This window comes from Helicobacter brantae (genome assembly GCF_003364205.1).
Lineage (GTDB): Bacteria > Campylobacterota > Campylobacteria > Campylobacterales > Helicobacteraceae > Helicobacter_G > Helicobacter_G brantae.
This window is the reverse complement of record NZ_NXLV01000017.1, coordinates 1-22,973: the sequence shown is the minus strand read 5'-3', so window position 1 is coordinate 22,973 and position 22,973 is coordinate 1. Positions and strand designations below refer to the sequence as shown.

Genomic DNA, 22,973 nt, shown 5'->3' with positions numbered 1-22,973 from the left:
AAGGAGTTGAATAATGTATGGAAAAAATCTCAAAGAAATCACCCTTGCAGGGGTTTTACTTGGAGTGTTTATCACATTGATTTTTACCACTGCCAATGTTTATTTGGGATTGAAAGTTGGCTTAACTTTCGCCTCCTCAATCCCTGCTGCCGTATTTTCAATGGCATTTTTTAAAATGCTTGGAAAAAGCAGTATTTTAGAAAACAATATCGTACAAACTCAAGTATCAGCTGCGGGGACACTTTCAGCTGTGGTTTTTATCATTCCCTCACTCTTTTTTGTGGGATATTGGAGTGGATTTGATTTTTGGCATACATTCATTATCTGTGCAGGTGGAGGGATTTTGGGTGTGATTTTTACAATTCCTTCAAGAATCGAGCTAGTGGAGAAAAATCAACTCCCCTACCCTGAGGGAATCGCTGCTGCTGAAGTTTTACAACTTGGAGAGAAAAAGGGAGAGAAAGACATAGGAGCAAAAGAAATGCTTTTGGGTGCAGGACTTGCAAGTGCTTCGACTTTTCTTTCTCAAGGAATGAAAGTCATCTCTGATGGCGTGGAATACTTTTTTAGCATTGGACGAGCGATTTTTCAAATCCCTTTTGGCTTCTCTCTTGCCCTCATTGGTGCAGGGTGGCTTGTAGGTATTGGTGTGGGGGTTGCCGTTTTGGTGGGGGTATTGATTGCGTGGTGTGTGCTAGTGCCAATCATCTCAAGTCTTACTCCAGCAAGTGGAGATATAGGTGAGATTGCAATGGATATTTGGAAGCACCAAGTGAGATTTATTGGTGTGGGAATGATTGGTGTAGCTGCGATTTGGACATTTCTCAATATGCTAAAACCCACAATCAAAGGGCTATCTCACTCATTTAAATTCTCTACAAGCGATCAAAAAGATATTCCTGCAAAATGGCTACTTCTAAGCTTCCTAGCTGTGGTGGCTCTAATCATCGTGGTTTTTTATGACTTTGTTTCAAAAGCTTCTTTCTCTCCTCTAATTACTTGGACTTTTGTGCTTGTCTCTAGCCTTTGTGCTGTGATTATTGGATTTTTAATCTCAGCGACTTGTGGCTATATGGCAGGACTTGTCGGCTCATCTTCTAGCCCAATCTCTGGGATTGGAATCTTGGGCGTGGTTTTGCTTTCTTTGAGTGTTTTGGGGATTGCCAAACTTTTCTCTCTTGAACTTGATGAGGGCAACAAGCAGTTCTTCATCGCTCTAAGCTTGTTTGCCACCTCTATTGTCTTTGCAGTTGCCACGATTGCAAACGACAATCTCCAAGACCTCAAAACCGGTATGCTTGTAGGAGCTACTCCTTGGAAGCAAGAAGTGATTTTGATGCTAGGATGTATTGTAGGAGCTTCTGTGATTGCCCCTGTGCTTAATCTCCTCTATGAAGCCTATGGTTTTGTCGGATATCTGCCACGAGAGGGAATGAAAGAAAGCAATGCCCTCAATGCTCCTCAAGCAATCCTTATGGCAGCCATTGCTGAGGGGATTTTTAAAAGCACTCTTAATTGGATTCATATTGGGATTGGGGCTGTGCTTGGAATACTTGTAATTGGTGCTGATCTTGTTTTAAAGAGAAAAAACCTTATGCTCCCTCCTCTTGCTGTGGGAATGGGTGTATATCTTCCTCCTGTGGTAACTATTCCTATCTTTTTTGGAGCTCTTCTTGCCTATATTGCCCATAAACGCACTCCAAAACAAGAGAGAGAAAACCTCAAACGCAAAGGCACACTTCTTGCCTCAGGACTTATCGTGGGAGAAAGTTTGATGGGGATTCTCATCGCTGGAGCTATCGTGATTTCAGTGAGTTCAGGAGGAAGTGAGGAAGTCTTTATGCCAAGCTTTGCTTCCTCTCTCTCTTCTTCTGCTCTCTCAACTTTGGGATTCCTTTTCTTTGGTGCAAGTCTTGCACTCATTTACCTCTATCTCACCAAAAGGCGATAAATGCAAGAGCTAGATATGATCAAAAAGGCATTTTCTAGCCTTGTGTTTTATCATTATTTTTTCAGTGCCTTTTTGGCTCTGCCCTTTGTCATCAACCTCATCACACTCTTTACCTACAAAAACTTTGTCGCCCTCAATAAAAAGATTTGGTATGTTATGCCCTTGCTTTTTTTTCTTATTGCTGTTTCTGCTCTTAGTGGGCTAAATCTCTTGGCAATGCAACACAATTTCACTTCATTGAAAGTAATTGCTATGAGTTTTTACCTAGGTTTTGTCCTTTTTGGAGAAATCTATCGTATCAGACTTCTCAAAGTTGCAATACGCACAAATGAAGAGGCAATGCTAGAGTATGTCAAAAAAGCCAAGATTTTATATTTCCTTGATTTGCTTGGTTTTATCCTAGTCTTTTTTGGAAGCAAAAGTGCAATTTAGCTTCCACCCTCAAGCAGGGAATCTAACTTTGAGTATTGAAGGAGAGCTTTATACTCATCTCTACAAATCAAGACGCACCAAAAATACCCAAACTCTTGCTTTTCGCAATCTTATTGATGAATACCTCTACTTCTACACTCAAGAAAAGATTGATAGAAAAAGTGCCACTCTCAAACTCACAAACAAAGAATATCTCCCCCTACTTTCTCAAAGCCAAGCCCATATCATTCTCTCAATCATTGAGGGCAAAACCCTTCAAAAACTCCTCCCTTTTCTCAATGAACTCGGTGTGCAAAAACTCACGCTTTTTTATGCTGATTATTCACAAAGAAATGAGAGAGTTGATTTAGACAAACTCACAAAGATTCTTATCAATTCCTCTCAGCAGTGTGGAAGAAGCAATACTATCAAGCTAGAAATACTTGATAATCTCCTAGAAGTCTTAAAGCTTTATCCACAAGTAGGAGTGTTTGACTTTGGGGGAGAGAAATTAGAGAAAACCTCACTCCCTATTCTTATCGGTGCAGAAGGAGGGTTTAGCCCCAAAGAGAGGGAAATCCTAAAAAACTTTCCCAAATACTCTACAAAAGAAAATCTAATTTTAAGAAGCGAGAGTGCTTGTGTGTATGTTGCAAGTATCTTGCTTTAATTATTCTTCCTCTTCCAATCTCTCTTTGTAGTGGTGAATCATACTTTTTATCTCTAGCACTTTTTCAAATTGCTGACGGAATTTTTCTTTGCGTAATCTCTCATTGATTTGCAAAAGGTGTTGAGTGTCATCTTTTTGTCTTTCATAAATCTCCATAATCGAGCGTTTTTCATCTTCAGGCAAAGAAGCGATTTTGCTCTCAATCTCTCCTAAAATCTTTTCTTGAAAGATACAAAAAAGAAGTGAGGTAATCTTTTGCACCTTATCAATAGGGATAGAGCGAAATTTGCGATGAATCATCAAGGTTACATCTTCACTCCCCAAATGTGCCAAAAAATCAATAGGAATCTCATAAATCTCATCAGGACTTTTTAGCTCCAAAAAAGGATTTTTAACCTTGTGGGTATGCTCTTCTTTGGGGTGAGTATTGAAAGCATTAACTAATCTTTGTATCCCCTCTTTGTAGGTTTTTGTAATCTCCTCATTACTCATTGCACTTAGCTCTTCTTGACTGAAGCCATTGTTAAGTAATGTTTTAGTGATAAATTTCTCAATCTTTGCCACTACAATTCCTTTAAGCTCTGAGTGATTGCAATCATATCTAAATGCTCTATCACATCATGCACTCTCAAAATATCTGCCCCATTCTCCAAAGCTACTTGGTGCATTGCCAAAGTTCCACTTAATCGCTCATTGATAGGTTTTTGAGTGAGAAGTCCGATTGTGTTTTTGCGACTTGCACCCACCAAAAGTGGGAGATTGAAGTGTCTAAAATGTCTCAAATCTCTAATCAAAGAAAGATTATGCTCTAGCTCTTTTGCAAACCCAAAGCCAATATCCAAAATCAAACTAGAGATTCCAAACTCTCTAGCCTTATGTATCTTTGAGCCAAAAAACTCATCAAGTTCAGCAAAAAGTGAGGGGTAATGTGTGAGGGTTTGCATATCTTTAGGAGTGCCTCTTGAGTGCATTAGCACTGCTTCTGCTTGGTATTTGGCACATACCTCAAACATTCTCTCATCACTAAAGCCCAAAATATCATTAAGGATTTTAAATCCACTTTTTAGAGCATATTCTGCAGTTTTGTAATTATAAGTATCAATACTTAGCTTGATTTTCTCTCCAAGTCCTCTTTCTGCCACCTCATCAAAAAGCCCCTTTAATCGCCCTATTTCTTCCTCACTTGAGATTAATTCGCTTCCAGGCTTTGAGCTTGCTCCTCCAATATCCACAATCTCCACCCCTAGCTCAATATATCTCTCAATCTCTTTGAGTGCTTCCTCTACTCCAAAGCGACTTCCCTCATAAAAACTATCAGGAGTGATATTCAAAATCGCCATAATTTGAGGTTTGCCCTCGCTCTTGGCTTGGATATGCTCTTTGAGTGTTTGAGCCACTGCTTTTAGCCCAAAGGGTTGAGAGAGGCATTTTTGAGCCAAACGCAACATTTGAGAGTGATTGCCTAGCAAAATCGCCTCATAGCTTTTGCTCTGACACAAAATCGCCTCTTTTGGAGTGGCTAAATCTGCCCCCACACTTATGGCTTCTTGCTTGAGGATATGCAAAGCACTCAAAGGCAAATCATAGAGATGAAAGAGATAGTCGTGAGATTTTTTCTCCATAATTCCTGCCCCCACCTCATCTACGCCAATTTTCTCAAACTCTCTTCTCAAAGAGCTAGGGTTAATCCTTTGGATAAAAGTCTTCATCATTTTTTTCTTGTGCGATTTTTTTCAATAAGTGAGATGAGGATAGGAGCGACAATCAGTCCCAATCTCTCATATCCTGCATTTGCCCTCAAAGCCAAATCAAAAAAATCTAGCTCCTTTTGAGATAAAGTAATGCCACTTTGATGAATGCTAATCAAAAGTCGCTCAATCCTCTCTTGAGCTTCAAGCCTTGAAATACCCTCAAGACTCTTTAAAAACTCATAGATTTTGGCATAATTGAGATTTGCCACATCAAGCTCTAGTGGAGGAAGAGGGGTAAAAATAGTTTTGTTAATCAAACGCATTCTAGAGCGAATAGTGGGAATGAGCACATTTTTATAAGGCACAAAAATAAGAAAATGAATATTGTGAGGGGGTTCTTCAAGCACTTTAAGGAGTGCGTTTTGGGCTTCTTTATTGAAATTTTTGCCAATAAGGGCGATAAACTTCTCCTCTGCACTTGAGATATAGGCTTCAGCGATTACCTCTTTGGCATTATCCACCTTAAACTCATCACTCTCAAAAACCCTAAGTTGAGCTTTGGGGATATTTAACTCATTTAAAACCTCATAAGGCTCTTGTGTCAAATAAATCTCGCTCATTCTCTCTCCTAAATTGCAATCTTCCCAGCAATCAAAGCACTCAGAGTGCTATCAAAAATCTTATAGAGTTGCAACAATCTAAAATCTAGCATAGGGTTAAATGACTGCAAATGAAAGGCATTGGGTAAATCCTCATCAAGTAGCCACAAAAAGCTATTTTCATTGCTGATTGCAAGTTCTGCACTCAACCCCTCACGCTTCCCAATATAAAAAAACGCATAATCCCTATAAGCCAAATCAAGCATTCCCTCTGCTAGTTTGAGATTATCGACATTTTTTCTCTCCCCACCCAAAAGCACATCTAAATTTTCCATTCCCAAAAAAGGCATATAAGGGCGATTTTTTGAGGGGTGGTTAATGTTTTGCAAAATATACATTCTTAGCCACGCTCTAGGCGTATCACTCAAGACAATGAAACTCACACCACCAAGAAGTGAGGTGAGAGCAGAAGAAACAAGAGGAGTCCATTTGTATAGCTCTTCTTCTAGCCACCCACTCATCACCCCTTTGCTATTCTCCTCTCGGATTGTTTTAAGCATCCAATCTTTCAAAGATTCCATTTACTTCTCGTCCAATTTATAAATCTTATGCAATGCCCTCACAGCTTTCTCAGCTCTTGTAATCTCAATAATCATTGAGATTTTGATCTCACTTGTGCCAATCATCATAATATTGATATTCTCTTTTGCCATTGCACTAAAGCACAAACTTGCAACACCTGAATGAGATTTCATTCCTACCCCTACGATTGAAACTTTGGCAATCTCACAATCACACTCAAGCTCTCCATAAAAATCTGCAAACTTTTTAAGCACCTCTTGAGCAACGATGACTTCTGTTTTGGGAATTGTAAAGTCCAAATCTGTTTTGCCATCTCTTCCAATAGTTTGCACGATCATATCTACATTGATATCTTTTTCTGAAAGGGATTCAAAGATTTGTGCTGCAATTCCGGGTTGATCTTCAATATCTCCAATAGAGATTCTTGCTTGATTTCTATCAAGTGCTACACCACTAACGATTGGTTGTTCCATAATATTCTCCTCACTTGTAATCAAAGTTCCCTCATTATTGTTAAATGAGCTTCGTGTAACCAAATTGACATTGAGCTTTTTTGCCATTTCCACTGAACGATTTAGAAGCACTTTTGCTCCCATACTTGCAAGCTCTAGCATTTCATCATAGCTAATCTTCTCTATCTTTCTAGCTCTAGGCTCGATTCTTGGATCTGTGGTATAAACTCCATCAACATCAGTATAAATCTCACATAAATCTGCCCTCAATGCCCCAGCCAATGCCACAGCCGATAAATCACTCCCCCCTCTTCCCAAAGTGGTAATCTCCCCCTCCAAACTTGCCCCTTGGAATCCTGCTACAATGACGATATATCCCTCAGAGAGCAAAGAAGCGATTTTGGAGGTGTTGATCCCCTCAATCCTTGCTCTTGTGTGCATATTATCTGTGATAATCCCTGCCTCTTGCCCACTTAGAGAGATTGCTTTATATCCTTGAGATTGCAAAGCTAGAGCAAGAAGAGCTCGTGTTACTTGCTCTCCACTGCTTAAAACCACATCACACTCTCTCCCATCAGGGATAGTATAACCCTCGTGGCAAAAACTTTGCATAAAGCCTACAAGCTTATCGGTTTCTCCACTCATTGCAGATACAACCACTACAACTTGATCGCCTCTGTTTTTGGCAGTGATGACTTTATTTGCGACATTTTTTATCCTTTGACAATCCCCCACACTTGTCCCACCATATTTTTGAACGATTAGCATTACAAGTAGCCCTCACTTCTAAAATAATCTAAGACTTGCTTATAAATAGGACGCTTGAAGTGTTTGATTCTCTCAAAGACTTCTTTATAATCCACAAACTCATACTCACAAAACTCAGGATGAGGCGTGTTGATATTGATAAGCAAATCCGACTTTAAACGCACCAAAAAATACTTTTGAGTTTGTCCATCAAAAGGATACATTTTTTTGACTGCATTTGGTGGAAAATCATAAGCAATCCAATGAGGATATTCTGCCACAATCTCTACCTCTCCTGTCCCTATTTCTTCTCTTAATTCTCTTCTTAGAGCATCTATTGCACTCTCTCCCTCATCAATCCCCCCCTGTGGGAATTGCCACGCATCTTTAATATCAATGCGTTTTGCAATAAAAAACTTACAAACTTGGGGATATTGCGATGAGAGAACAATAGCTGCTACATTGGGTCGATATTTCTTCTCCATATAATCCCTCCATTTCAAAAACATAATAATAAGGGATTTTTGAGAAAAAGTAAATTCTCTAAGCAAAAAGCTTAGAGAAATTTTGTAGTTTTTGAGGTTTTACTTGTTGAGGGTAGGAATGTATTGACTTAATGCATCAATCTCTTGAGCTGAGAGATTTTTGACTTGCATATTCATCATTTTGCCTTGTCCGTGGATATTGAGCGTTCCTGCTTTGTATCCTTCAAGTGCGGTTTTGATTTGCTCTGCACTCATTGTGGCAATAATATTGCTTTTGTTAAGTGCTTTTTTCTCTCCTTTTGCTCCGTGGCAAGTTGCACATTTTTTATAAAGTGTTGCAGGATCAACTGCAAAAGCACTACAAGCAAGTGCTGAAATCAATCCTAATGCCATTACCTTTTTCATATTTTTCTCCTTAAGTTTAGATCTTCCACGATAAAAATATCGCTGTGGAATTAAATCACAAAAAAGATAAAAAGTTTTTTAATTTCGTTTATTTTATGAAAAATATAGCTTTTTTGACTCATTTATGGGGTTTGCTTAAATTTCAAAATATCCTCCAATCCCCCTATTTTGGAAGATTTCTAGTGCATAGAAGAAGAATGTGCTTTAAGTTCGTATTTTCTCTTCAAAATATAAAAAATCCCAACAAGCAAAAATCCCCCCACAAGATAGGATATCAAAACACTCTTGCTCCAAGACAAAAGAGCAAAAGAGACAAAAGCACAAATTGCCGAGATTGAGGCATAAGGAAGTTGCGTGATGAAATGACTTTGCACATCACACCCTGTTCCTGCTGAAGTTAAAATGGTTGTATCTGAGATTGGGGAGATATGATCTCCATAGATTGCACCTGCCAAAATCGCTGAAGTTGCAACCACCAAATCAAGTTGATTATGCACTGCCAAAGCAATACCCACAGGTATCATCACAGCAAAGCACCCCCAGCTTGTTCCTGTGGCAAAAGCGATAATGATAGAAAAAACAAAAAGAATTAAAGGCAGGGCAAACATAAGATTCTCTCCACCCACTCCTGAGATAAGCTCTGAGAGGTGTTTGCCTGTCTGCAAGTCATAACGCACCACCTCTCCAATCGCCCAAGCCAATATCAAAATGATGATTGAGGGAAGTGAGATTTTTAGTGCTTCTTTGAAAATCTCGCCATACTCACTCTCTTCAATATCTTTAAATGAGAGCAAGAAGCCAATCAAAGTCGCACTTACCCCTCCAAGCAAGACTGAAAGAGAGATATTAGTTTTCTCTACAATCGCTCTAAAATCCCAAACCTTTGCCTCTTGATATCCTGTGGTGATGATAGAAGCCAAAGTAACAAAAATCAAAGCTAGGATTGGGATAATCAACGCCCACATTGAGCCAATCTTTTGAGCTTGATTCTCTATCTCACTTTTATCTACTCCTACATTGAAGTTTTTTCGCATAATAGGTAAGTGAATCCTCCACAAAATGCTTAAAAACACAGCAAAAAGTGCAAACCACGCATAGAAGTTTAGCCCTATACTTGCACTCAAAATTCCCACAGATTTGCTAGGATCAGGCAATACGCCATTGAGGATTCCGATGATATAAGCCCCCCAGCTAGAAAGTGGCAAAAGGATACACACAGGAGCTGAAGTGCTATCAATAATATATGCCAATCGCTCTCGGCTCAATCCACTTGCATCACTAAGAGGTCGCATAGAACGCCCTAGAGTTAGGGCATTGAATTGATCATCAATAAAAATCACACACCCTGCCACAAAGATAATCCACTCCGAACTCCTAGGATCTTTGACTTTGGAGTGTGCCCATTTCACAAAAGCATTGATACTTCCTGAATGGACAAAGATTTGAGGAAGTATGCCAAGGAGAGCTAAGAAGATAAAAATATGAATCGCATACCAATTGATTTTCATCTTCCCTTCATCAAAATATCTAAACACACTCAAAAATTTCTCAAAGATATAATAAGGGATTTGTAATGGAGTTTGGTATTTGACAAACACAGCCCCTAGACATAATCCCACAACAAGAGAGAGAATAAGGCGTTTTGTGATAAACACCAAAAGCAAAACCACAGCAGGAAGTAAAATACTCAATAAACTTTCTATACTCAAAGTCTTTCCTCTAATAAGTCAAAATCAAAAGGCGAAATCATAGCAGAAAAAATCACTTTTTCTCAAAAACACAATGTGTTTGAAAAATTTTGCATTTTTATTTGTAGAAAAATTCCTATCTCTCCCTAGCTCTCAAAACCAAAGAATAATTTTTATTCCTTAATACTTTTTTAAATCATAATGTCTTAATTTTATTGAACTTTTAATGATTTATTTTCTCAAAAAAGCGTATAATTTGAGATTTTTTACAAGGATATAAATGCAAACTTTTGGATTAAAAACTTCTTATCTTTTTTCGCCTCAATTATTGGGTAAATACCCTCAAATTGCCACAGAGTTTTCCTCTGCACTCATAGGAAACGATAAAGAATGCTCTCAAATCTATGCCCCTGAGATTGATTGGTATCTCTCAAACTCAAATGCAAGTGATGAAATCAAGCTAGAAAATATTCATAGATTTTTGCAAACTCGCCTAAGCATTTTTGATAATGCCCCTTATAAAGAATACTCTCTCAATGTCCCCAACACCCTAGCAATCATCGGCAATGACAATGAGCTTACTCAAGACTTTATCAAAGAAGCCAAAGATTTTCAATGCACTTTGATTCTCCCCTCTTCTATCTCACATATCTCAGGACAGCTGGGAGATTTCAAAGCGATTTTACATAGTGGAGAGGAGATTGGCTTTGCTCAAGCCACTCTCTTTATCCAAGATGATAATCTTCCCAAATTTTTGGGGATTGTGAGTGCAGGAGATTTTGGAAGTGCTAAAGATATTTTAGAGCTTCTTAGCTCAAGAGTAGGCACTTACACCTACAAAACTACAACGCTTTACAACTCTCATATCTGCCAATACCACCAAAGACGCCCTGATAGCAATGGAGAGGGGTATTGTCATAAATGTGTAAATGTCTGCCCTACTTTTGGAGTAACCAAAAATGATTCTTTAATGGAGTTAAACTTTTCTCAACTTGATTGTATGGGGTGTGGTGGGTGTATCGCTACTTGTCCTACGGGAGCTTTGGATTTTGCCTCTTTTAGTATCGAGGTGATGATTGAAGCACTCAGATACTATCAAGATACAACCATTTTGCTTATCCCTGAAATCTTTTTGGACACACTCAAAGATATTGCCCTGCCCTCTCACATCTCCCCTTTGATTATCCCTAGAGAGAAATTCCCCTCAGAAGTGCATTTCCTCTCAATGCTTCAAGAGAGTAATCACTCTATGATTTTCTACTCCCCCATCATTTCTCGCCCAAGCTTTGAGGCTATTAAGCTAGTCAATGATATTTATGAAGCCATTTGTGGGACAAAGGCTATCTTTGTCGCTCAAGATAACCAAGTGTTGCAAACCCTATGGGATAAGCCCACCACTCTCCCCCACTACTCCTACACTCCAAGCCCCAAAGAGCCAAGAAGAAAGCACTTTGCAGAAAGACTAAGATACCTAGTCAAAGACAATGACTTTGGGCGTGTAGAGAGTGGAGCAAGTGGAGAGATGATACGATATGGCAAAATCCATATTGATGAGAGCAAATGCACCTTGTGTAATAGCTGTGTGGGGGCTTGTAATGTCGATTGTCTTACAGCCAACTCCAAAGAATTTGCCCTTCAATACAATCCAAGCCTTTGCACCACTTGTGGGTATTGTATCCCTAGCTGTCCTGAAGATGCACTCAGACTTGAGCTTAGTGGGATTGAGCTTAATCCCTCTTGGTTTGAAACCCACACTTTGGCAAAAGATGAGCTTTTTGAGTGCGTTGAGTGTGGCAAACCCTTTGCGACTAAAAAATCTATTGAGAAAATCAAAGCCGTGATTGCCCCTCACTTTCTAGGAGATAGTGCCAAGCTCAGAACGATAGAGTGTTGCAGTGATTGCAAAGTCAAAATTATGTTTGAAAATATTTAAGGAAAGAAAATGAAAGAAGAAGAACTTCAAATCAATAGAGCAAGAGCGATTTATTACTCACTTTTGGGAATCTTTTTTAGCTATCAAGGAATCAAAAGACATCAAGATTTGGCTATTCAAATCCTAGAGCAAATCTTTGCTAACCCAATCAATGATCAAACCCAAAAAGATTCTCAAATCCTCCTTGCAGAGCTAGAAGGCAGAGGGTGTGAGGAGATAATGCAAGAGTTTGATAGACTTTTTATCGATAACTTTTCTCAAAAAGCCATCTCTCTTACAGCAAGTTATTATGATGAGGGGTGGGAGTTTGGAGAGAAGTGCCTTAAGATTCGCGATTTGATTTTGGAGAGTGAGTTTAGAAAGAGTGAAGAGTTTATCGAGCCTGAAGATCATCTAGGCTTTTTGCTACTCTTTTGCTCCTCACTGCTTCAAAAAGCCAACCCCTGCTCGATTGCAATGTGCAAAAAAATCTTTGAAGAGCTTATCAATGATTATGTTAATTTTGTTGTGCTTGAAATCCTCAAAAGCAAAAATGCAAAATTCTATAAATCTGTTGCCAAGATTTTGGGGAGTTTTGCAGAGTTTGAGCGACTTTACTTAGAGGTTGCTCCACCCCCACTAGAAGAGTATGTGGATTTGGAAGCTTTACGAAAAGAAGAGAGAAAATCCAAGTGGAAAAAGAGAGTAAAAAGTGAAGTGAGCGAAGAAGAAGTGGGTAAAGGCAGAGGCGTTTAAGTAAGGCAAGAGCCTTACTTTAGGGATTAGCTCTAATCTCTAAAGTAGGGTTTTTCCCTACCAATCCTACTATAAAGGAGCAGATATGAATGATGCAATGCTTAATCAAAAATCTCGTAGAGATTTTTTGAAAAATGCAAGTAAGACTTCAGTCGCGGTGGCTGTGGGTGGAATTGCAATCGCAGGTTGTGGTAGTAATTCTAGTAACTCACTAGCTAATGGCGTCGCACAAGGACGCTCAAAGAAAAAAGAAATATTGTATAGAGACACCAAGAATTGGAACTCTTACTATGCTTCTGCTAAATAAGGAGGTTTGAATGAGTGAATATATCGCACAAACATTCTCACCACTCAAAGCATCTCGTCGTAGTTTTTTGAAGATGAGTGCATTGGGACTTGGTGCTGGGATTTCAAGTTTAGGTGCTAGTGAAGGTGTTGTAAGAAATGCAACAAGTGAAGAGCTTAAAGAAGCGTATCCAAATAGCCAAAAAGTCAAAACAATTTGTACAATCTGTTCAGTTGGCTGTGGAATCGTCGCTGAAGTTCAAAATGGAACTTGGGTAAGACAAGAAGTCGCACAAGATCACCCTGTAAGTCTTGGAGGACACTGCTCTAAGGGTGCAGATATGATTGATATGGTGCGAAGTGCTAAGCGTATCAAATATCCAATGAAAAAAGAAAATGGAGCTTGGAAGCGAATCTCTTGGAATCAAGCTTTTAGCGAAATTTCAGATAAACTTTCACAACTCAAAAAGGATCATGGTGCTGATAGTGTGCAATTCTTTGGTAGTGCTAAAGTAAGCAATGAGCAATGCTACTATATTAGAAAATTTGCCACTATGTTTGGAACAAACAATATCGATCACCAAGCTCGTCTCTGACACAGCTCTACAGTCGCCGGTGTGGCGAATACATTTGGTTATGGAGCTATGACTAACCACCTTGGAGATATCCAAAACTCTAAAGCAATCATCATCTTTGGAGCAAACCCTGCTGTCAATCACCCTGTGGGATTCCAGCACTTCCTTAAAGCAAAAGAAGTCAATAATGCAAAAATTATCGTTATTGATCCACGATTTACAAGAACAGCAGCAAAGGCTGACAAATTTGTTCAAATCCGTGGTGGAACTGACATTGCCTTCATTTATGGAATGCTTCACCTCATTTTCAAAAATGGTTGGGATGACAAAACCTACAACAATGATAGAACTTTTGGAATCGAAGCTGTCAAAAAAGAAGCTGAGAAATGGACTCCTAAAGTTACTGCTGATGTTTGTGGCATTACAGAAGAGCAACTCATCGAAGTTACAAGACTTTATGCCACAACAAAACCTGCTACCCTCATTTGGGCAATGGGACTAACTCAACACAGCATTGGAACAGGAAACACAAGAATTGCCCCAATCCTTCAACTTGTCCTTGGAAATATGGGTAAAGTCGGTGGTGGAACAAATATCCTTAGAGGACACGACAATGTTCAAGGAGCAACAGACTTTGGATGCACCTCTGATAGCCTCCCAGGATACTATGGACTTGCAGAAGGAGCATTCAAGCACTGGAGCAGAGTGTGGAATGTAGATTATGAGTGGCTCAAATCACAATTTGATTCTGAAATGATGAATAAACCTGGTTTCACACTCTCTCGCTGGTGGCAAGGTGTCCTAGAAGAGGAAAAAATCTACAATGGAAAAGCAGGGAAGATTCGAGCAATGTTTTGTATGGGTAATGGACTTATCTCAATCGCTCAGACAAACAAAGTGCGTGAAGCCCTCAACAACCTTGAGCTTTTTGTAATGGTAGATCCATTCCCACACGATGCAATCGCTTATACTGAAAGAAAAGATGGTGTATATCTCCTTCCTGCTGCTTCTCAAATGGAGACAAGCGGTTCAGTTACAGCGACAAATCGTTCAGCTCAATGGAGATTCCAAGTCGTTAAACCTCTTTATGAGAGCAAACCTGATGAGGAAATCTTGTTTGAATTTGCAAGAAGACTAGGATTCTATGATGAATTTACTCGCTCTATGACAAACATCGCAAAACAAAATGGAAGAGAGAAATTCATTTGGCCTGATGATGCAACAAGAGAAATCAATATGGGTATGAAAACTATCGGACTTAGTGGTTGGACTCCTGAAAGACTTAAAGATCACACCACAAATTGGCATCTCTTTGACACCGTTAGCCTCAAAGGAAAAGGACCACTTAAAGACACTTATTATGGATTGCCTTGGCCTTGCTGGAATGAAAAACACCCCGGAAGTCCAAATCTCTACAACAACTCAATCCCTGTAATGCAAGGGGGTATGGGCTTTAGAAATAACTTTGGACTAGAGCAAGAACTCTTTGGCAAGAAATACAATATGCTTGCAAGTAAGGGAAGTGTGCCTCCAAAATCAAGCCAAAAAGGTGGATATCCTGAAATCACAGCTGACAATATCGAAGAGCTTACAGGCAAGAAACTCACTGAGAAAGAAAAAGAGATTGTCAAAGGCAAGAACTGGAAAACAGATCTCAGTATGATTTTGGTCAATAAAGCACTTGAAGCAGGACTTTGCCCTTATGGAAACGCAAGAGCAAGAATGTATGTCAGCACTTGGCCAGACAAAATCCCACTTCACAGAGAGCCTATCCACACTCCAAGACCTGACCTTATCTCTAAGTATCCCACTTATCCTGATAAAGTCAATCAATTCAGAGTGGATACCAAGTTTGCTTCTTTGCAAAAAGATTGGCTAAAAGACTTCCCATTCCAACTCAACACTGGAAGGATCGTTACACACAGCGGACAGGGAATCGAAGCACGTGTTAGCTTGGCACTTACAGAAATCAACCCTGAAATGTATTGCCAACTCAACCCCAACACTGCAGCAGAGCTAGGAATCTCTGAGGGTGATTTTGTATGGATTCACTCACCTGAAGGCTTCAAAGCAAAGGTAAAAGTCCGACTAACTTACAGCCTCAAAGAAAAGGTAGTATTTGCTCCATTCCACTGGGCAGGTGTCGCTCAAGGTGAAAGCCTAGCCAAAAACTATCCAGAGGGTTATGTGCCTTATAGCATTGGAGAAGCGATCAATGGTGTTACAAACTATGGTTATGACATCATTACCCAAATCCCTGAAACCAAGTGCGGTCTATGCCGTATTGAAAAAGCATAAAAGGATAGAAAATGAGTGATACATACAATATAAGTGATTTTGATAGTTCAAGAGTGAAGTTTTATTGTGATGAAAATCGCTGTATTGACTGCCACGGATGTGATGTCGCTTGTAAAGAAGCTCATCATCTCCCTGTGGGAATCAACAGAAGAAGAGTAGTTACATTAAATGATGGAATTGAGGGCAAAGAAAAGAGCGTATCTATTGCTTGTATGCACTGCTCTGATGCTCCTTGTGCAAAGGTGTGTCCAGTCAATTGCTTCTATATCCGAGCTGATGGAATCGTATTGCATGATAAAAAGACTTGCATTGGTTGTGGATACTGCCTATATGCTTGTCCTTTTGGTGCTCCACAATTCCCCAAATCTGATGTATTTGGCTCAAGAGGAGCAATGGATAAATGCACCTTCTGTGCAGGTGGGCCTGAGGAAACTCATAGTGCTGAGGAGATGAAGCTCTATGGACAAAACCGAATCGCAGAAGGGAAAGTGCCTGTATGTGCTGCAATGTGCTCTACTAAGGCACTTTTGGCAGGAAGTGGAAAAGAAGTGAGTGCAATCATCACTTACCGCTCTGCTGCTAAAGGCAGTGGAACTCCTAGCATTCCTTATTCTTGGTCAAAAGCTTATGGTGGATAAAGCAATGAGAAGTGCAGTATTTTCTCTTCTCTTTGCTATGTTTGGGCTACTCTATGCCCAAGCACCCAAAGAGCCCATAGACTTCTCTCAAAACACAGAAATCTATGGAGTCAAACAAATTGAGCAAATCAAGAATTGGGGAGTGAATAGCCCTACTTCAGGAGTTGTGAGTGGAAGTGTAATGCAAATGCAAGGAGTAGCAGTAGGGCCTCTTGATAGTGGAAAACCCCTTGAAGGAATTCAGGCTAGTAAGGGACTAGGAGAGCTATTTATGATTTTGCAAGGAGAATGGTTTGCAAAAATCTTTTTGGCTATCCTTATCTTAGTGCCTTTGGCTTTTGCATCGCATTTGATGATTTTTAAATCCAAGTCTTTCTCTCACGGAGTGAAATACAAAGTCTTCTCAAGCTATAACATTGCTATCCACTGGCTTGCAGCTATTCCCTTTGTCGCTATCTGTATCACAGGAGTGATTATGGTGTTTGGAGAGAGCTTTGGTGGTGGAGTATTTGTCAGACTTGCTCGTGATATTCACGGACTTTGCACGATTGCTTTTGCTATCTTTGGACCATTAATGTTCTTGATGTGGGTGAAGGCCTCTTTGCCCAAAGCTTATGATATCAAGTGGCTAATGATGCTTGGAGGATACCTCACATTAGGCAAAACTATCTCCACTCCTATCCCTTCAGGGCAATTCAATGCTGGAATGAAGATGTGGTTTTGGACTTGCACTATTGGTGGATTTGTGATGATTATTACAGGAGCTTTCTTGTATTTTCAATTTGCACCTATCAATGCTCTAAGGCTAAGTGCAATCATTCACAATATCTTAGGCTTTGCAATCATTGCTTTGCTTTTCACTCATATCTATATGTCAGTCTTTGCCATTGAGGGGGCAATGAGTGCGATGATTGATGGAAGTATGGGAGAAGAAGAGCTAGCAATCTTGCACTCTTACTACTACAATGAGTTAAAGAGTGAGGGGAGATTAGAAAAAATGAAAATAGAGGGATCTCACCACTAAACTCACAAACTAGGGGTTTCACCCCTAGAAACTATCTATGCAACTTTTTATTATCTTTTATATCTCTCAAAGAGCGTTATATAGGGTTTTGCAATATCTTTATCCAAAAATATATTTAAATCTATAAATATCAATAATATTTAAGTTTTAAATTTTTTTATTGCTATCAAATCCCCTAAAATACGCTATTCCCCCCCCCCCAAGTGAAAAGACTATTTTTTCTATACATTTACTCTTTGTTTATGGTAGAATAGACTTTAACCTAATTTGTAACATAAGCAAATTAAATATACAAATATACATAAGGAGATATTATGAAAACTTCAAAAACTCTCTATAAACCCCTCATCGCCTCTTCTTTGGCTATTGCTTTAGGAGTGAGTGTAGCAGTAGCACAACCAAGAATTCAACTTGGATGGAGTGGTGATGATAGTAGTAGCACTCTTGGAATCAATTGGCAAAGTACAGACTCTTATTATCAAGCACAATATGTCAATGGAAACACCAATATTCAAAATCTCACTTTTAGTGTAAAAAAAAATGGATCCATTTCAAATACTCTTAATGGGGGCAATTATACAGCTAGTATTGGCATTGCTGATGGACCATTTTTAATCCAATCCGACAAGGGAATTCAAGTGGGAAATGGAACAGGAACACTTACCGTTGGTATTGGAAACAATACATGGAACAGTGGCAATAATAGAAATATTATTCTTAAATTAGGCACAAATGCCATCAACAACACATATGCCCTCTACGGAAATCTATCTATTGAAAATTTTGAAACAGGGGGCACAAATGCCACATTTGGAGGAAAGGGAATCAAGGGAAATCTATCTCTCAAATCCATTGCAGGGACAAATAATCTGACTTTCACAGGCAATGATGCAGAGATTACAGGAAATGTAACTCTTGTAAGTGGAACAACAACAATCAATGGGCTTAGCATATTACAAGGAAATATCACAGCACGCAATGTAAATTCTGGTGCGACAATCAATTTCACTAGTGATACCACAATCGCAGGAGATATACTCACAAGTCAAAATGGTGGTTATGATTCAGTGAGTATCATTACTGCAACACAGAATCTCACATTTGGCAATGGCACAAATTCATCTACGATTCAATCCAATGCTGAAACATACAGACAAACAAAAAACCTCATTAAAGCTAGTAACATTACCTTTGAGCAAACAGGAATAATAGCAAGCAATAATACAGCTTGGGCAAATCAAGGCAATAAAATCAACATCTTAAGCTCATCTAGTATGAGTGGAACACTTAGTGAAATCACTTCGGCAATGAATGGCACAATAGCTCAAAATGGAGATGCAAGTAGAGTTTATAATGTTTTGAGTCTTGAGGGCGATAGTGTGGCTACTACAGACCTAACTATTGAGGCAATCAACAAAAAAGCTACTCTTGATAGCAAGGGTGGATATTCAGGAAATAACTATATTATCAAGGGTATTACCACAGGAAGCAATGGCTCACTAGCCCTCAATTCAACAATCTTTAATAATGGCACTTGGAAAGAACTATCACATCAAGCCAATATCAACCTTACAATCACAGGAGACATTTTTACCAACAATGGTGCAAACTATATCAATGTCAAATCTCTCACAGCCAATACAATCACAGCCAATGGTGGAAGCAATAATATTGTCGCAGGAAATGGGACAAGCAGTGGGGCGAATTCTATCAGTGGGAATATTTCAGCCAATGGTGGAAATAACTCAATTACACTAGGAGAGGCAAATAGTTCCAACTCAATTGCAGGAAATATTTCTACAAGTAATGGAACTAATACCCTCACATTCAATGGAATCTCTAACGCAATAGAAGGAAATATCTCTGTCAATGCAAGTGGAGGACTTGGGAATCTAAAAAATATCATTGTTGCAAATAGTGGAGGAATGAATTTTGGAAAAAGCAATGGCACTCAAACTATCCTTGCAAAAGTAACAGGTTGGGAAAGTGGAAATAGCAATATTTTTAATATTTCAGGAAATTCCACTTTCAAAGGAAATACAGCCATCATCGCAAGAAATCAATCAGCTTGGGGTTCAAGTGGTTCTAGCAATATCTTCAAATTCGGTGGAACTGCAACCAATGGTGATAATGCAAAGATTACAGAGGTTAGTTCAGTGGGGACTTGGCAAGATTTTGCAAATGGTGTAACAGCTTCCAATATTTTGAGTTTTGATCAAACTTCAAATAGCTCTCTTTTAATTGGAGCTATCAATAGCAAAGGCACAATCTCAGGAGATCAAACAGGAAATACCTATATTGGAAAAGGCATTACAAAAGGTAGTGGAAATACTCTTGCACTTATGGATAATTTTGCTTCATCTTGGAGCGAATCATCTCACCAAGCCAATATCAATCTAACAATCTCTGATGGGGTATTTACAAATAGAGGGGCAAACTATATCAATGTCAATCAAATCATTCTCTCAGGAGGAATCACAGCCAATGGTGGAAGCAATAATATTGTCGCAGGAAGTGGGACAAGTGGAGCGAATTCTATCAGTGGGAATATTTCAGCAGGAAATGGAACAAATAGTATCACTTTTAATAATACCTTCAACAACAATGAAACAAACTCTATCAGTGGCAATATCTCAGTAAATGGCGATGGCAGAAATACCATCTCTTCAACAGGAAGCCTAAATATCGGCACAAGCAGTTCAATCACGCTTACAGCCCAATGGGGACAAAACAACATCACAAGCTCAGGCTCTATCACCCTAGGAAGTGATTCTAATAAAGTGGCATTAAATGCCTATGGAAACGCCGCTACCAATGTCGCCCAAAACAGCATTGTAGCCTCAGGCAGTCTTACAGGGCATTTCTCTACCCTCTCGGTATATGACAACAACAATGGCAATGGACATCACAAAAATATCATCACAGGTGGAAGCAGTAGTAATATCACAATTGATTCAATGAGTGCAACACGACATGCTAATAATATCAACTCAATCACTGTAGGAGAAAGTAGCTCTATTGCAATAACAGGGGATATTACCACCTCTAATGGAGCAAAAAATAACTTCACTCTCTCAGGCGATAGCTCCACCCTCACTCTCAAAGGCTCATCTAGTGCTATCACAACCCTCACAGCTTTTGCTAGTGCCACCACAGGAAATACCCTCACCCTAGATGCAACAAGCAATGAGAGTGTAGTAGCAAGTATAGGCACATTGACTAATGGAGATAAGTTAAAAGTAGATTTCAAAGGAATTGATACAAGCAAATCCACCCAACTCACCCTCAATACTGCCAATGCCACTTCTCTTAAATCCATAAGCGTTACAAGTGGGACTAATAATACTTTGGTGCTAAGTGGGACAGGAACAACAGCGATTAGTGAGAAAGTAACCATAGAAGCCGATAAGGGAATCATCTTTGGCTTAGCAGGTGGAGCAAGTTTAACTTTCTCTCAAAATCTTGAAACTCAAGCAAGTGGAAGCACCTCTTTCAATCTTGGAGGGACAAACACCCTCACAGGAACATTGACAAATAATGGAACTCATAACTTTGTCATCAAAAATAATGCCACTCTCAAATACAGCGATGGATTAGCTTTCTCTAGTGGGACAAATACTATCACCTTTGATACAGACAATAAAACTCTATCTTGGCAAAACACAAATGGAGAGAGCAAAGACATTTCTACAAGTGGAGGGACTACAAATATCAACTTCAATTCCGATAATGGAGTGCTAAATACAGGAGTTAATACAACAGCTACAACTACCACAATCAATATCGCAACCAATAAATCAGGAACAATCAAGGGCAATATCACTCAAAGCGATAGTGGAGCTAATAATGCAGTCTTTAATGGTGGCACAGCCAAACTCACACTTCAAGGCTCTAGCAATGCTCTTAGCTCTGTTACAGCTAACGATGCAGGTATCCTCTCTCTTGATGGAGCAGGAAGTCAGAGTGGAGTCCAAGCCACAATCACCACTCTCACAGGCAATAATCTCACAGCCAACTTCAATGGAAACCAAACCAAAGAAGCTAAACTTATTTTGAGTAATGGTAATGGAACTCTAGCAGGAGTTACGCTAGGAGCAAACTCTACAAACAACACTCTCTCCCTACAAAATGGAAAAACCACTATTTCAGGAGCGATAAGTGTAGGAGCAAATCAAGGTATTACATTTGAACTAGCAAACAATACAGAACTATCTCTTGGTGGTGGAATGAGTGGAGCAGGAGATTCTGTGCTAAAAGTGGCTGAGAATGGAAGTGTGACTCTAAGTGGAACTGAAGCTATCACTCTCAACACTGCCAATCTCTCAGGAGATAATAGCTCTACTCTCACTCTAAAAACTCAAACCATTGATATTGCTACTCTCAATGCTAATGCAAAGGGTGGAAATACTTTAACTCTTGATTCTTCTAGCAATAATGTCAGTGCAACACTTCATAATATTGTAGGCAATCTTGATGTAGAGCTAAATAGTGCTTCAAATGCTTCTACCCTCACCCTCAATGGTGGAACAATCCAAAGCATTAGTGCTACAAATGGTGGAGCTGATAAAAATCTCGCAGTTTTCTCTAGTGGAAGTAATGTGATTGCTAGTGCAATCAACAGCACTTCAGTAGCAACTGACAAAGGATTAACCCTCCAAGTCAATTCAGGTGCAACACTTCACGCTCAAGGTGGGATAAATAATAGCAGTGCAGGGGCTATCAATGTAGCTCTTAATGGTGGGACACTTACTTTCGGAACTAACTCCAATCACATTTCACAACTCTCAGGAAATGGAGGAAGAGTAGATTTAGCCAATGATGTCCAAGCTATTTCTTCAAGACAAACTATGCCTACAAGAAAAACTCTTGTCGTTGATAACTACACTTCAGAGAACACAACTTTCAATCTCTTTGTAAGCTCCTCTCAAAACGATCAAATCACTCTAAGCAATGGAGGCTCTAATGCAAAGGCAATTTTGACACTCAAGGGAGAGATGGATGTTTATGACATCACTTATAGCAATCACACAAATGCAAACAATACTCTTGTTGCAAAAGCAAGTAATAACATTGCAGTAGAGTCAGGAATCAGTCTCATTGGAGTTAATGATGTAGTTATGGATTTAGTGTCTGTTGTAAATCAGAATGACAACACCACAGACTACTATATCGGAAAGGTTGTGGATTTGGGTGTAGATCCTGTATTCCAAGAAATCGCCTCTACGGCTCTCACAGTCAATTATGATCTTTTCCTTGCTAACTTCAACTCTCTAAATAAAAGAATGGGAGAATTGCGAGAGAGTGAGCATAGTAATGGAGTATGGGCTAGAGTCTTTGGAGGAAGTATGAGTAATGACTTTGGCTCTGGCAGTAGGACAGATTATGTTACAGCTCAAGCAGGATATGACTACTCACTTAGCATAGGAGAGAATGCTAGAAACTTTATGGGAATTGCCCTAGCTTATGGAACTTCAAATACAAAAGGTAATACTCTTGCCCTCAATACAAATGGAGCTTCAAGCAATAGCGTTGCACTTGATAAAGTCAATTCCAATATGATTGAAGTAGGGCTTTATAACTCCTATGTTGCTGATAGTGGCTGGTATAATGACACAATCTTTAAGTTTGATTACATTATGAGTGAATTCTCTTTTAGCACAGATCCTACTAGAATGAGTGAAACCAATAACTTTGCAATGGTGCTAAGTGATGAGTTTGGTTATAGATATAGTTTTGGTGAGAGTGAAAAAGGAAGCTGGTATATTGATCCTCAAGTAGAAGTTGCCTTTGGATACTTCAATCAA

At 39.3% G+C, this 22,973-nt stretch carries 18 protein-coding genes; 10 read left to right on the top strand and 8 right to left on the bottom strand.

The features are described from left to right. Window positions 1-13: 13 nt before the first annotated feature. The 3 genes from CQA58_RS07360 to CQA58_RS07350 are packed head-to-tail and all read left to right on the top strand — an operon-like array spanning window position 14 to window position 3,032. Entirely contained in the window at window positions 14-1,951 is a 1,938-nt protein-coding gene (locus tag CQA58_RS07360) for an OPT family oligopeptide transporter (protein WP_115570068.1), read from the top strand. After that, window positions 1,952-2,383, top strand: coding sequence for a hypothetical protein (locus tag CQA58_RS07355; RefSeq protein WP_115570067.1), 432 nt, complete (start codon window positions 1,952-1,954; stop codon window positions 2,381-2,383). Next, window positions 2,373-3,032: a 16S rRNA (uracil(1498)-N(3))-methyltransferase gene (locus CQA58_RS07350; protein WP_115570066.1), complete on the top strand. Its 660-nt coding sequence runs from the start codon at window positions 2,373-2,375 to the stop codon at window positions 3,030-3,032. Before CQA58_RS07355 ends, CQA58_RS07350 begins: the two co-directional genes overlap by 11 nt. Here CQA58_RS07350 and CQA58_RS07345 read toward each other — a convergent pair whose 3' ends face one another. The 8 genes from CQA58_RS07345 to CQA58_RS07310 form a co-directional block, all read right to left on the bottom strand. After that, the gene (locus CQA58_RS07345) at window positions 3,033-3,596 is read right to left on the bottom strand and encodes a hypothetical protein (protein WP_115570065.1); all 564 of its coding nucleotides are present in this window, start codon (window positions 3,594-3,596) and stop codon (window positions 3,033-3,035) included. Further along, window positions 3,596-4,741: a dihydropteroate synthase gene (gene folP / locus CQA58_RS07340; protein ID WP_115570064.1), complete on the bottom strand. Its 1,146-nt coding sequence runs from the start codon at window positions 4,739-4,741 to the stop codon at window positions 3,596-3,598. Before folP ends, CQA58_RS07345 begins: the two co-directional genes overlap by 1 nt. Then, window positions 4,741-5,343 (bottom strand): DNA polymerase III subunit delta', encoded by a 603-nt coding sequence (locus CQA58_RS07335; RefSeq protein WP_115570063.1) that lies wholly within the window; start codon window positions 5,341-5,343, stop codon window positions 4,741-4,743. The genes folP and CQA58_RS07335 overlap by 1 nt, the downstream gene beginning before the upstream one ends. Window positions 5,344-5,351: 8 nt before the next feature. Then, window positions 5,352-5,894, bottom strand: coding sequence for a HobA family DNA replication regulator (locus tag CQA58_RS07330; protein ID WP_170126768.1), 543 nt, complete (start codon window positions 5,892-5,894; stop codon window positions 5,352-5,354). Window positions 5,895-5,903: 9 nt separating this feature from the next. Further along, window positions 5,904-7,124: an aspartate kinase gene (locus CQA58_RS07325; protein ID WP_115570061.1), complete on the bottom strand. Its 1,221-nt coding sequence runs from the start codon at window positions 7,122-7,124 to the stop codon at window positions 5,904-5,906. Beyond that, window positions 7,124-7,588, bottom strand: a complete 465-nt coding sequence (locus tag CQA58_RS07320; RefSeq protein ID WP_115570060.1) for an RNA pyrophosphohydrolase — start codon at window positions 7,586-7,588, stop codon at window positions 7,124-7,126. Before CQA58_RS07320 ends, CQA58_RS07325 begins: the two co-directional genes overlap by 1 nt. Before the next feature lie 99 nt (window positions 7,589-7,687). After that, entirely contained in the window at window positions 7,688-7,993 is a 306-nt protein-coding gene (locus tag CQA58_RS07315; protein ID WP_115570059.1) for a c-type cytochrome, read from the bottom strand. Between the two features lie 179 nt (window positions 7,994-8,172). Then, window positions 8,173-9,702 (bottom strand): Na+/H+ antiporter NhaC family protein, encoded by a 1,530-nt coding sequence (locus CQA58_RS07310; protein WP_115570058.1) that lies wholly within the window; start codon window positions 9,700-9,702, stop codon window positions 8,173-8,175. 259 nt (window positions 9,703-9,961) lie between these two features. On the opposite strand from CQA58_RS07310, the gene CQA58_RS07305 reads away from it, so the two are divergent. The 7 genes from CQA58_RS07305 to CQA58_RS07275 all read left to right on the top strand — a co-directional run. Further along, window positions 9,962-11,614, top strand: a complete 1,653-nt coding sequence (locus tag CQA58_RS07305; RefSeq protein WP_115570057.1) for a 4Fe-4S binding protein — start codon at window positions 9,962-9,964, stop codon at window positions 11,612-11,614. 9 nt (window positions 11,615-11,623) lie between these two features. Continuing rightward, on the top strand, window positions 11,624-12,349 hold the full coding sequence (locus CQA58_RS07300) for a TorD/DmsD family molecular chaperone (RefSeq protein ID WP_115570056.1): 726 nt from the start codon (window positions 11,624-11,626) through the stop codon (window positions 12,347-12,349). 85 nt (window positions 12,350-12,434) lie between these two features. After that, the gene (locus CQA58_RS07295) at window positions 12,435-12,656 is read left to right on the top strand and encodes a twin-arginine translocation signal domain-containing protein (protein WP_245942801.1); all 222 of its coding nucleotides are present in this window, start codon (window positions 12,435-12,437) and stop codon (window positions 12,654-12,656) included. A 10-nt stretch (window positions 12,657-12,666) separates the two neighbouring features. Beyond that, window positions 12,667-15,507, top strand: a complete 2,841-nt coding sequence (locus tag CQA58_RS07290; protein ID WP_115570055.1) for a formate dehydrogenase subunit alpha — start codon at window positions 12,667-12,669, stop codon at window positions 15,505-15,507. Window positions 15,508-15,518: 11 nt separating this feature from the next. After that, window positions 15,519-16,145 (top strand): formate dehydrogenase FDH3 subunit beta, encoded by a 627-nt coding sequence (gene fdh3B / locus CQA58_RS07285; RefSeq protein WP_115570054.1) that lies wholly within the window; start codon window positions 15,519-15,521, stop codon window positions 16,143-16,145. 4 nt (window positions 16,146-16,149) lie between these two features. Further along, complete coding sequence (locus CQA58_RS07280) at window positions 16,150-17,169, top strand: formate dehydrogenase subunit gamma (RefSeq protein WP_115570078.1); 1,020 nt, start codon at window positions 16,150-16,152, stop codon at window positions 17,167-17,169. Window positions 17,170-17,483: 314 nt separating this feature from the next. Next, a partial coding sequence (locus tag CQA58_RS07275) for a hypothetical protein (protein ID WP_147288623.1) occupies window positions 17,484-22,973 on the top strand: 5,490 nt, incomplete at its 3' end.

What these genes read in the sequence shown, in the direction of transcription:
- CQA58_RS07360 (WP_115570068.1), top strand. Translation starts at nt 14, where the DNA reads ATGTATGGAAAAAATCTCAAAGAAATCACCCTTGCAGGGGTTTTACTT.
- CQA58_RS07355 (WP_115570067.1), top strand. Translation starts at nt 1,952, where the DNA reads ATGCAAGAGCTAGATATGATCAAAAAGGCATTTTCTAGCCTTGTGTTT.
- folP (WP_115570064.1), bottom strand. Translation starts at nt 4,741, where the DNA reads ATGAAGACTTTTATCCAAAGGATTAACCCTAGCTCTTTGAGAAGAGAG.
- CQA58_RS07335 (WP_115570063.1), bottom strand. Translation starts at nt 5,343, where the DNA reads ATGAGCGAGATTTATTTGACACAAGAGCCTTATGAGGTTTTAAATGAG.
- CQA58_RS07325 (WP_115570061.1), bottom strand. Translation starts at nt 7,124, where the DNA reads ATGCTAATCGTTCAAAAATATGGTGGGACAAGTGTGGGGGATTGTCAA.
- CQA58_RS07320 (WP_115570060.1), bottom strand. Translation starts at nt 7,588, where the DNA reads ATGGAGAAGAAATATCGACCCAATGTAGCAGCTATTGTTCTCTCATCG.
- CQA58_RS07315 (WP_115570059.1), bottom strand. Translation starts at nt 7,993, where the DNA reads ATGAAAAAGGTAATGGCATTAGGATTGATTTCAGCACTTGCTTGTAGT.
- CQA58_RS07305 (WP_115570057.1), top strand. Translation starts at nt 9,962, where the DNA reads ATGCAAACTTTTGGATTAAAAACTTCTTATCTTTTTTCGCCTCAATTA.
- CQA58_RS07300 (WP_115570056.1), top strand. Translation starts at nt 11,624, where the DNA reads ATGAAAGAAGAAGAACTTCAAATCAATAGAGCAAGAGCGATTTATTAC.
- CQA58_RS07295 (WP_245942801.1), top strand. Translation starts at nt 12,435, where the DNA reads ATGAATGATGCAATGCTTAATCAAAAATCTCGTAGAGATTTTTTGAAA.
- fdh3B (WP_115570054.1), top strand. Translation starts at nt 15,519, where the DNA reads ATGAGTGATACATACAATATAAGTGATTTTGATAGTTCAAGAGTGAAG.
- CQA58_RS07280 (WP_115570078.1), top strand. Translation starts at nt 16,150, where the DNA reads ATGAGAAGTGCAGTATTTTCTCTTCTCTTTGCTATGTTTGGGCTACTC.